At 63.0% G+C, this 11,259-nt stretch carries 10 protein-coding genes and 1 pseudogene; 5 read left to right on the top strand and 6 right to left on the bottom strand.

What is annotated here, in order from left to right; genetic code table 11:
* The 3 genes and pseudogenes from ABXS05_RS22760 to ABXS05_RS22750 all read left to right on the top strand — a co-directional run.
* Positions 1–119 (top strand): annotated as a pseudogene (locus tag ABXS05_RS22760) (succinate--CoA ligase subunit alpha); the annotation flags it as partial.
* Between the two features lie 430 nt (positions 120–549).
* The gene (locus ABXS05_RS22755) at positions 550–1,284 is read left to right on the top strand and encodes a GntR family transcriptional regulator (protein ID WP_311945174.1); all 735 of its coding nucleotides are present in this window, start codon (positions 550–552) and stop codon (positions 1,282–1,284) included.
* 177 nt (positions 1,285–1,461) lie between these two features.
* Positions 1,462–2,460 carry an NAD(P)H-quinone oxidoreductase gene (locus tag ABXS05_RS22750; protein WP_311945172.1) on the top strand — a complete coding sequence of 333 codons (999 nt, stop codon included), beginning with the start codon at positions 1,462–1,464 and terminating at the stop codon, positions 2,458–2,460.
* Positions 2,461–2,601: 141 nt separating this feature from the next.
* Here the strand turns inward: ABXS05_RS22750 and ABXS05_RS22745 are convergent, their stop codons facing one another.
* From ABXS05_RS22745 to ABXS05_RS22735, 3 genes are all read right to left on the bottom strand, one after another.
* The gene (locus ABXS05_RS22745) at positions 2,602–3,096 is read right to left on the bottom strand and encodes a hypothetical protein (RefSeq protein ID WP_367625480.1); all 495 of its coding nucleotides are present in this window, start codon (positions 3,094–3,096) and stop codon (positions 2,602–2,604) included.
* Between the two features lie 76 nt (positions 3,097–3,172).
* On the bottom strand, positions 3,173–3,472 hold the full coding sequence (locus ABXS05_RS22740; RefSeq protein ID WP_367625475.1) for a DUF4242 domain-containing protein: 300 nt from the start codon (positions 3,470–3,472) through the stop codon (positions 3,173–3,175).
* 161 nt (positions 3,473–3,633) lie between these two features.
* Positions 3,634–5,412 carry a winged helix-turn-helix domain-containing protein gene (locus tag ABXS05_RS22735; RefSeq protein WP_367625474.1) on the bottom strand — a complete coding sequence of 593 codons (1,779 nt, stop codon included), beginning with the start codon at positions 5,410–5,412 and terminating at the stop codon, positions 3,634–3,636.
* A gap of 134 nt (positions 5,413–5,546) precedes the next feature.
* Here ABXS05_RS22735 and ABXS05_RS22730 point away from each other — a divergent pair, with 134 nt between their 5' ends.
* The gene (locus tag ABXS05_RS22730; protein WP_367625473.1) at positions 5,547–6,572 is read left to right on the top strand and encodes a DMT family transporter; all 1,026 of its coding nucleotides are present in this window, start codon (positions 5,547–5,549) and stop codon (positions 6,570–6,572) included.
* A gap of 300 nt (positions 6,573–6,872) precedes the next feature.
* Positions 6,873–8,372: a pyridoxal-phosphate dependent enzyme gene (locus tag ABXS05_RS22725; protein WP_367625472.1), complete on the top strand. Its 1,500-nt coding sequence runs from the start codon at positions 6,873–6,875 to the stop codon at positions 8,370–8,372.
* A gap of 282 nt (positions 8,373–8,654) precedes the next feature.
* On the opposite strand, the gene ABXS05_RS22720 is transcribed toward ABXS05_RS22725, so the two are convergent.
* From ABXS05_RS22720 to ABXS05_RS22710, 3 genes are all read right to left on the bottom strand, one after another.
* A complete protein-coding gene (locus tag ABXS05_RS22720; protein WP_376717803.1) occupies positions 8,655–9,095 on the bottom strand; it encodes a Ros/MucR family transcriptional regulator in 441 nt (146 codons plus the stop codon).
* A gap of 180 nt (positions 9,096–9,275) precedes the next feature.
* Entirely contained in the window at positions 9,276–9,599 is a 324-nt protein-coding gene (locus tag ABXS05_RS22715; protein ID WP_367625471.1) for a hypothetical protein, read from the bottom strand.
* Between the two features lie 46 nt (positions 9,600–9,645).
* Positions 9,646–11,169 (bottom strand): MFS transporter, encoded by a 1,524-nt coding sequence (locus ABXS05_RS22710; protein WP_311945162.1) that lies wholly within the window; start codon positions 11,167–11,169, stop codon positions 9,646–9,648.
* Positions 11,170–11,259: the final 90 nt, after the last annotated feature.

Below are 11,259 nucleotides of genomic sequence, written 5' to 3'. Positions count from 1 at the left end.
TCGCCGCGCTCGAAGCCGCCGGCGTCAGGGTATCACCCTCCCCGGCGCGCCTCGGCACCACGCTGACGGAACTGCTGGGTGACTGGTCGCCCCGGCGCCGGCAGGCAGCCGCGGGCTGAGCCGACGCTTCCGAAACACTCATGAATGCCGGTCCCCCGACATTCACCATACCGCCTTCTCCCGGGCGGTATGGGCCTTTCCTTCCGGCGGCGGGCGCGCAGGGGTGCAAGCCCGCCGCCAAAACGATGGTGGAACGACGACAGGCTGCAACGAAGAAGTTACGACGAAGGGAATCGTTCTTCCGAACCGGCTGATCCGGCCGTCATCGGTTCAAGGGCGACCCGTAAACCGTTTTAGGTATACCTAATGCAAGACCGGATAGCGTATATGCGTTATGAAGAGCATGGCGCTATCTGGTCCGGCCGGAGCAAAGCGCGTTTGAACGAAACGCGCTTTGCTCCGGCTGCTGATTCCGACGCGTCTTTGCGATTCTTGGCGATGCCGCCAAATCACAAGTACGCTTTGGGCGATTTGAGAGAGGAAGAGTTCGTGGCTCCAAAAATTCAAGCGCGTTGGCCGATTGCCGACGAATCCACTCCCGAACTGGTGCTGGAACGTTTCTCTCCGGAACAGACCTACAAGACCAAGGTCTATACCGCGCTCAAGCATGCCATCGCCAATATGGACATCTACTCTTCGCCAGAGCCGACCTGGATCGACGAGCGCCAGCTTTCCGAGCGTCTTGGCGTCAGCCGCACGCCGGTTCGCGAGGCCATCGCCATGCTCGAGCAGCAGGGCTTCGTCAAATCCCTGCCCCGGCGCGGCATCATCGTGCTGAAGAAGACCAAGCGCGAGGTGATCGAGATGATCCAGGCCTGGGCGGCCCTGGAAAGCATGGCGGTGCGCCTGATCTGCCAGCGCGCCAGCGACCGGGAAATCGCGCGGCTGCGCACGATCTTCCAGGAGTTCAACGACGCCCACAAGCCGGCCGACTATCCGCACGAATACTCGACCGCCAATATCCGCTTCCACCAGACCATGATCGAGCTTTCCGGCTCGCAGATCCTGGCCGAGATGACCGAGAATCTGGTGTTGCATGTGCGCGGCATCCGCCAGATCACCATCGGCCGCGACGATCGCGCCAGCAAGTCGATCGTCGATCACCTCAACATCATCGAGGCGCTCGAAAAGCGCGACGTCGCCAAGGCCGAAGCCTATGCTCGCGACCACACGCTGGGCCTTGCGGACTATGTCGCCAAGCACAGCGATGGCATCTTCGACTGATTCATCGCCAAACTGCCTTGCGATTGGGTTGGACGACCATGAATCGCAAGGAAGTGTCGAAACAAAGCGTTGAAGCAAAAGGGCGTTTTTTTTGCGGAAACGAGCTTTGCTTCGGGACAAGCGATCAGGGCAAACAGCATTGATCGCTCCCCTGCCCTGATACGATTGGAAGCCGCCATGCCCGACCTGCCCGCGACCATGACCGCCATCGCCATCAGTCGGCCCGGCGGCCCCGAAGTGCTGGTGCCGGAAGAGCGTCCGGTGCCGCGCCCCGGCGACAACGAGATTCTGATCCGCGTTGCGGCCGCCGGCGTCAATCGCCCGGACGTACTGCAGCGCGCCGGCGCCTATCCGCCACCCAAGGATGCCTCCGACCTGCCGGGATTGGAAGTTGCCGGCGAGGTCGTTGCCATCGGGCCGAAGGTCACCCGCTGGAAGGTCGGCGACAAGGTGACCGCCCTCACACCCGGCGGCGGCTATGCGCCCTTTGCCGTGACCGATGCCGGCCACGCCCTGCCTATTCCCGCCGGCCTCGACATGGTCCAGGCTGCTGCCATCCCCGAAACCTTCTTTACCGTCTGGCACAATGTCTTCCAGCGTGGCCGCCTGCAGAGCGGCGAAACCCTCCTCATTCACGGTGGTTCCTCCGGCATCGGCACCACGGCGATCATGCTGGCCAAGGCCTTGGGCGCCACCGTCATCGTCACTGCGGGCTCACCGGAGAAATGCGAGATCTGCCGCAAGCTCGGTGCCGATGTCGCCATCGACTACAAGGCCGAAGATTGGAGCGCGGCCGTCAAGCAGGCCACCGACAAGCGCGGCCCGGATGTCATCCTCGACATGGTGGGCGGCAGCTATATCGCCAAGAATTACGAGGTGGCGGCGCTGGAAGGGCGCATCGTCAACATCGCCTTCCTGCAGGGCTCGAAGGTCGAGATCGACTTCGTGCGGCTGATGACCAAGCGCCTGAGCCATATGGGTTCCACCCTGAGGGCTCAATCGGTGACGGCCAAGGCGGCCATCGCAGCGGACGTGGAGAAGAACGCCTGGCCCTTGCTGGCGCAGGGGCGCTGCCGCCCGCTGATCCATGCCGTCTTCCCGCTGGCGGAGGCGGCCAAGGCACATGCGTTGATGGAAAGCAGCAGCCACAGCGGCAAGATCGTGCTCACCGTTTAAGCCGCATCGGCCCATCAGCGAACCATGCCGGCCCCGATGCCGAAATCGGGGCGGATGCGATCGTTCACAATCCGCTCCTGTTCCCGGATGCACGGCGTCGAACGTTATCACGTCGAGCGTCCAGGACAGCGCCTTGCTTACCTATTCGGGTTTCGCGGCGTTGCACGATACGTTCGGATTGTTGTCGGCGAAGTGGCCGGCCGGATTTCGTTTCCAGGCCCAGACATGCAGCTCGTAGAATGGATCCAAACCATAGCGGTTGGGCGCACCGTTGAAGTTGAAAAGATGGCCCTCCAACGCAGCCGGCCCCTTGAAGGCTATGTATTCCACGGCAACCAGCACGAGCTTGCCGTCGGGCGTTGGCTCATACATCACCGCTTCGGGCTTTGCGATGTCGATGACGCCATCCTGGAGGAAAGCGCCGTTGACGTAGTGAATGCCCATTGCACCACCCTGCTGGCCGCTGGCGCAGGGAATGGGGGCATAACCTTCGGCGACCGCTACCGAAACATTCTTGAACCGATCATTCGCCTTGCGAACATGATCGAGCAAGGGCGACTCGCCGCCCGAATGCGCCGATGCCGAGCCGGCGCCGAGAAGGGATAATAGGGCGAAAGCCCACCAAGCACGTTTCATTTTACTCTCCAATCGAATGAGCTCTGGACAGGACATCGCGCACCGGCGGCCATGGGGGCCGCGCGGTGCCGATGTTTCAGACTGCCTCGGCTGGCACAGGATCCGGCCGCACGACGACCGTAGTTGCCACCGGATAGAACTCTTCGCCCGGCATGCCGACGCGGCGCGCATGCTCGCGAATGGCGGCGCCGTCCTTGGCTTCATAGATGCAGAATGTGCCGATGCGGCCATCCGGTTCGTTCACCACATAGCTGCGGATCCAGCGAACCCGGTCCGGCATCTGTTCGTTTCCGATCTGCGCCGACTTGGCGCCGGCCTTTTCCAGTTCAGCGAGCGATGCCCAGGCGCTCGGCCGGCGGATGACATAAAGCTGCATTGTCGTCGTTCCCTTCGAATGGCCGGGCGTTGCCCGAACCATGCCGTGTTGCAGCCACGCACCATGCGTGACGAAGTGGAAACTAGGGGTGAGGTGGCTTGGCCGTCCTTACCGGCGGCTGATCTTACGATGATCATTCACGCACGCCGGCGACAGTCAGCCTATCCTTGGGCGATCAGGTGGGACGGTGGCGTGGAAGTCAATTGCGGCTGCATCTCGGCTGCCATCATCTGAAGCCGGCGCGAGCCGATGCGGACGGCGGTGCGTTCTGCCGCCGCAATCTCGGTCCGGGCCGCGGCGATGTCCCCCGCTTCCATCAGGATGCGGGCGAGTTCCAGCCGAACACGGGCCGCGTGGTACTCAATTCCGGCGCTTGTCCACAGCTGGCGGGCGAGCACTAGAAACCGGATCGCTTCATTGTCGCTCGCTAGCAAATAATGCGCCTCGTTGACGAGCGCGTGCACGGCCGGCTGCGTCCAGCGGTCGGACTGTGTTTCCAGTTCGGCCAATGCCCCGGCTGCGATATCGCGAAGGCCGCCCATTGCCGCAATGCGCATCCTGTGTGCCAGAAGGATTCCACGCCGCTGGATGTGATACCAGCTCGCGCCTTCGAGCACCCGGTCGAGCGCCGCCAGGGCCACACCCACCTGGCCCGCTTCCGCCAGCAGGACCGCGTTTCCGGGCTCGGCATCCCAGCCCGCGGCATAAGCGGCGGCGTAGTCCTTCCTGGCGCCGTCCAGATCGCCAATCATCGCTCGAATGTCGCCGCGGACGCGATAGCCGTCCCCTATCGACCAGGCCTGCTCCTCCGAGAGCTTCGGCAGAGCCTGGTCGATCGCCGCAAGCGCACCGATCAGGTCGCGTTGCGCCCCGAGGATCTCGGCGCGATGCAGGTCGCAAGTGCCCGGTATGGTGGCGTAGCTCGCCTCGCTCCAGCTGTCGAAGCCTTCGCTCCATTGCCGGGCGCGCGACCAGTCAGGAAAAGTCCGGCAACTCCACAGGATGTTGCAGTAGACAAGACTTCCGAAAACCGGATCCACATTGCTCGACAAGGCAATGGCGGCGGCGTGGTTCTGCTGGCTCACCCCTTGTTCGATGCGGCCAAGCGAGATGTTGTAGAAGCCCATATAGACGAGCGTGAGTGCAATCAGGCCCGGATCGCCACAGGCATGCGCTGCGCTATGCGATTGCAATGACAGTTCGAGCGCCTCCGCGGCACGGCCCTGGAAGATCACCTGCCGCGCCTTCATCCACAGAAGGTAGGCTGTGGTCCGCGGGTCTTCCATGTCACCCAGAAGGGCTTCAGCCCGTCCCATCCAGCCGGAGGCGGCGGCCGGAGCGGAGCGCTCCAACTCGAGTTTGGCGATCGTCACCGCCGCACGCGCGGCGAGGTTAGGCTGCCCCTCGGCAACATAGGCGGCAAGGGCGCGGGTCAGCACCGGGATCGCAGCAGCAGGGCGGCCTTGGCATTCCACCGCCAATGCCCACACATCGATGTCTGCCGCGCAGAGTTGCCCGTCGGCATCGAGCCTCTCGAAGACCATTGCGGCGCCGTGCCAGTCCTTGGCCTTGGCAAACCCCAGCGCCTGGGCACGATTGGACTCTTGCGCGTCGAACCCCGGGACAGCGGCATCAACGCTCACCTCGTCGATCGCAAAACGGTAGCCGTGCCGGACATAGCTGCGGATAGCATTCTCGAGGCCTCCGACCGACAAAGCTGCGCGCGCCAGGCTGACGGCGCGCTGCAGGGATGCTTCAGTGACATTGAGATTTGGCCACAAGGCATCCATCAATTCGTCTTTCGGGACGACGCGGCCGGCATTTCGAACGAGATAGACCAGAAGATCGAAGACGCGCGGCTGCAATTTTTGCGCAGTTCCCCGCAGCCTGAGCGCGCGCGCTCCCTCGTCGAGTTCAAAGAATCCGAAACGGTGCAGCATCGAGGCCAGTCTCAGCAGGAGCCCGCAAAACCCGGAATGATCAGCAAACGATCAGACGCCGATAAGGACTAACTTCGGCGTTCATCGCAATTTCGCAGTCACATTACGAAACCAGACTGCGGATGAAAAGCAACATGCCCGAACTTCACCCCATCCGGCTGTCAACGCCGAGTGCCAGCCTGGTTCTGCGCGCAAAAGCCTTGGCATGGCAGGTAGCCGCACTCTTCCGGTTCATTGGCCGGTCCAAATTGGCAGCCGGCGCGAGCGGCTATCTCTCCGGGCTCGGCGCGGCAGTGATCTGGAGCGGTTGGTGGACCGTGACACGCCTCGGCGTAGCCGGCGATCTTGCTGCCACCGACCTTACTGCACTGCGATTTGGCATTTCGGGTCTTTTGTTCCTGCCCCTCGTCTGGCGCGAATGGCCGGCCATACGGCTGGTGGCACCGCGGCACCTGTTGTTCATGGCTGTCGGCGCCGGCGCGCCCTATACGCTTGTCGCGGCCACGGGCGTCAGGCTGACGTCGGCCGGCCTTGGGGGTGCCATCACGGTCGGCCTCCTGCCGGCGTTCACCTTGATCCTGTCCGTGTTGTTCTTGCGCGAGGCGGTTACGCGAACGCTGGTCACCGGCATCGCCTGCATCGTCATAGGCGCAGGCTGCATGATCGTTGGTACATGGAATGCCGGCTATGACGGCTACGCTCTCGGCTTCTTCGTCGTCGGAGCGTTCATGTGGGCGGGCTACACCGTTTCGCTCAGGCGGACTGGATTGCAGCCTCTGACCGCGACGGCGATCATTTGCGTCGCATCGCTGCTGCTCTACACACCGGCCTGGCTGATCATGTCCGGTCCGGGACATCTGCTTGCCGCAGCCCCTCGAGAATTGCTGCTGCAGATTGTCTATCAGTCCCTGCTCTCGGCGATTGCCGCGCTCTACTGCTACGGCCGGGCCATCGGACGGCTCGGTGCCACGCGCGCCTCCGTCTTCGCAGCGATCGTGCCGCTGTTTTCGGTGATCATCGCGGCAGTCGCCCTGCATGAAAGCCCGAGCATGGTCGAGGCGTCCGGCGCAGCGCTGCTGACCATTGGTGCGATCGTCGCAGCACGAAGGACCGGCAGCCAGCTACGGCCTATTCCCGATGCCGGAAAACACCGAGCTTGAGAGCCGACCAATGGCCTCCCGACAAGCGTCCCCTCGCCGTCGCGACGGCCAACTCAGGAGCAGGCTATGACCGACAGGAGCAGCACTGCTGCAGCCACGCCCCCTTACCACAGCCTGGAAAGCCGAATGTACCGCGTGCCCGCAAGATGGCGACGCGATCGCAACATGGCGCGGACCACGGGAGTGCTTCACGCCCGGCCCGATTCCGCATGGCGCAACATCGACCGGTGTCGCCCGCTTCAAGCCCCCGATTGACCACTGACCCACATCGCCCCCGACACCTCCGGAAAGGATCCAACCATGTCCAACATTCACAGCTCCATTCTCGAAACCATCGGCAATACCCCCGTCGTACGCCTGGCGCGCCTTGAGCCGAAGGGGATCGAACTTTACGCCAAGCTCGAGGCATTCAACCCACTCGGCTCTGTCAAGGACCGGCTGGCGCTCGGCATCATAGAGGCCGCCGAGCGCGACGGCAGGCTGCAGCCAGGCCAGACCGTCATCGAAGCAACGAGCGGCAATACCGGCATAGGCCTTGCGATGGTTTGCGCGCGCAGGGGCTACCCGCTGGTCATCGTGATGGCCGAGAGCTTCTCGGTCGAACGCCGGAAGTTGATGCGCTTCCTCGGAGCGCGGGTCGTCTTGACACCCGCCTCCGAGAAAGGAACGGGAATGGTCGAAAAGGCGCGCGAACTTGCGGCTGCGCATGGATGGTTCTGGCCCCGGCAATTCGAGAACGAAGCAAACGCCGATGTTCACAGCGACACCACCGCGCGCGAGATATTGCGAGATTTCGGAGGGACCGGCCCCGACTATTTCGTCACTGGAGCGGGCACCGGCGGTACGCTCAAGGGGGTTGCGCGGATCCTGCGGGCCGAGAGCCCAAAAACGCGGATCATCGTGGCAGAGCCTGAAAACGCCCCGATGTTGGCAAGCGGCATGGGTCAGCACTACAAGAGCGACGCGACCCCATCCGAAAGCCATCCCCTGTTCCGCCCGCATCCCATGCAGGGATGGAGCCCTGACTTCATCCCCAAACTGACCGCAGATGCCGTCGCCTCCAGCTTGGTCGACGCCATCCAGCCCGTTGGCGGCTCGCAGGCCTTGCATCTGACCCGGGAACTCGCGCGGCAGGAGGGCATTTTCTGCGGTGTCACGGGCGGTGCGACATTGGCGGCTGCGCTTGAGGTCGCAAAGACGGCACGGCCAGGCAGCCGGATCCTGTTCATGGTTCCCGACACCGGCGAGCGTTACCTCTCGACACCGCTGTTCGAGGCGATCGAGCAGGAGATGGACGCGGCCGAGAGAGAAATCTCGAACTCAACGCCACTATGCCGCTTCGGCGTCCCGGCAGCACAACCTGCTGCGGTTTCCGCGGCGGCGATCGATACGGCCCCCGATCATGCGCACAGCTTCGTCGACCAGGCGATCAAGGATCCCGGCCAACCCGTGGTGATGTTCGCGCTGGAATGGTGCGAGTTCTGCTGGGCCGTGCGCAGGTTCCTGAAGGACATGGGCGTCCCCTTCCGTTCTGTCGATCTTGATTCGGTGGCGATGCAGGCTGGCGGTCTGGGCGGAGACATCCGCAAAGTGCTGCGCCCGATGACCGGCGCAGCCACGATCCCGCAGATCTTCATCGGCGGCATTCACGTTGGCGGTTCGGTCGATCTCCTTCAACTTCACGATGCCGGCAAACTGGTATCGCTCCTCGGCACAGCCGGAGTCACGCCGGCAGGCGACATCACGCTGACGGCGCGGAGTTACCTGCCAAAATGGCTCGCCGCCCGGCCCGCCGCATGATGTTCAGCGCATGTATTCCTGACGCCGGCCCAGGGTGACCTTCTTCGAGCTCCTCGAGGCCGGACGTGATCGGGATCGGCGGTGATGCACGAAGGTCCACCCCCACGATCTCCAGCCTGGTCGCGAAGGCCGAAGGTGAGATTTGCCGCTGCGGCACGAGGCAGCCGCAGCGCCATGGCGGTTCTGGATCTGTCCGCACTTCTTCGGCCAAACGCAAAAAGGCCTGAGGGACCCGCATGGAATCCCTCAGGCCTTTTGCGTGAGATGCGACGAAAAGTGCCCTCACCCAGCCTTGGCGGTCTTGGCCGGCGGGTTGTTGCGGCCCCAGCGCAACGACCCGAGGCCTGCAGCCTTGGCGAGGCGCGAGCGTTCCGCAGCATAATTCGGTGCAACCATGGGATAGTCCTCCGCGAGGCCCCATTTGCTACGGTATTCCTCCGGCGACATATTGTATTTGCTGCGCAGATGCCGCCTCAGCGATTTGAATTTCTGGCCATCTTCCAGGCAGACGATGAAATCGGGCGTCACGGACTTGCGTACTGGTACGGCTGGACGCAACGGTGTCGCTTCCTCGACTACCGGCTGTTCGCGAAGCTTGGACAGGCTGTCGTGAACCATTGATATGAAAGATGGCAATCCGTCCGTCGGAATAGAATTGTTAGCGACGTAAGCTGCGACGATATCCACCGTAACATCGATTAAATTATTGTCAGCTTCCTGCATATCCGGAATGATCCCCGAGTTACGTTTGATGAAAGCAGCATTTTGCCACGTTGGGGCAAAAAAGCACATTACATTTCGTTATAGTTAGGAACCTCTGCCTGGACCGACTGCCGACGACCGCGACATATTGAGGCAGCCTGACACCTAAGCCGGGAATATTTGTCCAAATACCATCCCTCCTCATTCGTCAGACATGATTTGGTGACCTGACGCAGGATAACCCGCGCGATCACCGCGCTTCTTCTCCCAACCGGCATCGGCGCCCTGGGTTGCATGAATCAGCTCGTGAGGGGCTTGTTTTTTGAAGAAACGGCCATCGGTGCGGGCAGCGCTCGCTTTCGACCGCCCCTTGGTTCCCATCCCTGCCGGCAGGGCTTGAGGCACTCGCATGCCGGTGGATGAAAGCCGCGCCGGCCCGCAGCCAGGTGTGATCACAATTGCGTGTTCAGCCCAATCGCGCCGGTCGGTGCACGGACGCCGCCTGCCGATGAAGGCATTCGGCATGGCCCCGCGACAGAATCGCATCGGCAGGCTCCCTCCTTTGAAGAGGTCAGGCATCGTCGAGGGCGGGATGTGGTCCTGGGCGCTGCGCGCGGATATGCAAGGCGAGTATCAACACCAGGGCCGCTACCAGCCCGACCAGACCGGCAAGGACGATGGCGAGGCGGAACCCATCCGCGAAAGCATGGGCGAGCAGGTGCCGGAAGTCGTCTGCAGCCATAGCCAGGCCAGCTGGCACCTGATGCCGCCGTACGGCGACGCTGGCCAGTGCAAGCGACGATGTCTGCCCGGTTTCGGCCAGGGCCTGTGCCATCGTCGCCACCGCGCGTCCCGCCATCATGGTGCCGAGCAAGGCGATGCCGATGGTCATGCCCCCCTGCCGCAGAGCGTTCATGGTTGCGGATGCGGCGCCAGAGCGTGTTCGCGGAGCAGAGGCCATGACGGCTGCGCTGGTTGCCGGCACCGCCAGCCCCATGCCGATTCCAAGCAGCGTGAAAAGCGGCGCGATGGCGACATACGACGTATCCGGCTCGAACCGTGACATCATCAGCATGGCGCCGCCGAGCAACGTATAGCCGAGCAGCATCAGACGCTGCAGGCCATAGCGGGCGGAGAGCCGGCCGAACAGCACCGCCGTTACCGCCATGGCGGCAAAGACCGGTGCCATGCGCCAGCCGGCCTGCATGGCCGGCCATCCCTGCGCCTGCTGCAGGAAGAGCGAGAAGAAGAACAGACTGCTATAGCCGGACACGCCGAGAGCGAAGGAAGCGAAATTGAGCGAGGCAAAAGGGATGTTACGGAAGAGATCGATCGGCAGCACAGGACGACTCGCTTTGCCCTCGATCACGATGAAGGCCGGCAGGGCCAGTGCGGCGATCGCCAGTGCCCCGAGTGTCGTGGGCGCGGTCCAGCCTGCCTGCCCCGCAGCGATCAGCGCATAGGTCAGCGTACCCAGGAACAGAATGCTGAGAAACTGGCCCGGCGGGTCAAGTGCGGCCTGACCGGGATCGGCACTTTCGGCGATGCCGACCAGCCCGAGGCCGAAGGCGAGCACGCCGAGCGGCAGATTCACCAGGAAGATGCTGGGCCAACCGACATTGTCGACCAATAGCCCACCCAGCATCGGGCCGAGAATTAGCGAAACGGCACTGAAGGATGACCAGCCACCGATGATGTGCGCACGCTCGGCGGGATCAGGATAGGCCTGCGTGAGGATCGATAACGCGCCCGGGATGACCAGAGCACCCGCGACGCCCTGAAGGGCACTGCCTGCCACCAGCACGGTGAGGGACGGCGCTGCGGCACAGATCGCCGATCCCAGAGTGAACAGGCCGATACCCGTAAGCCAGGCGCGCTTGCGCCCATAGCGGTCTCCAAGGGGACCGGCCGAGAGCATGAAGGCTGAAAGGCACAGGGCGTAGGAGCCAACCACCCATTGCAGATCGGAAAGTTCGGCGTCGAGCCCCTTCTGGATGGCCGGGAGCGCGACCGTGACGATACTGATCGCCAAGGTCGCCATGAAAGTGCCGAGATAGATCGCGGCGACAGCGGTTTTTCTGCGCAAGGGGGACATGACCGTCACTGGACAGGAGAGACTTTCAGCATCGATACATATCGACCGACGGTCGGTCAATTGTTATAAGCTATTCCAAAATCGTTCTAA

The organism is Labrys neptuniae (assembly GCF_040797145.1).
Classification (GTDB): Bacteria; Pseudomonadota; Alphaproteobacteria; order Rhizobiales; family Labraceae; genus Labrys; species Labrys neptuniae.
The sequence above is the reverse complement of the archived record's forward strand: the minus strand, read 5'-3'. Positions and strand labels throughout refer to the sequence as shown.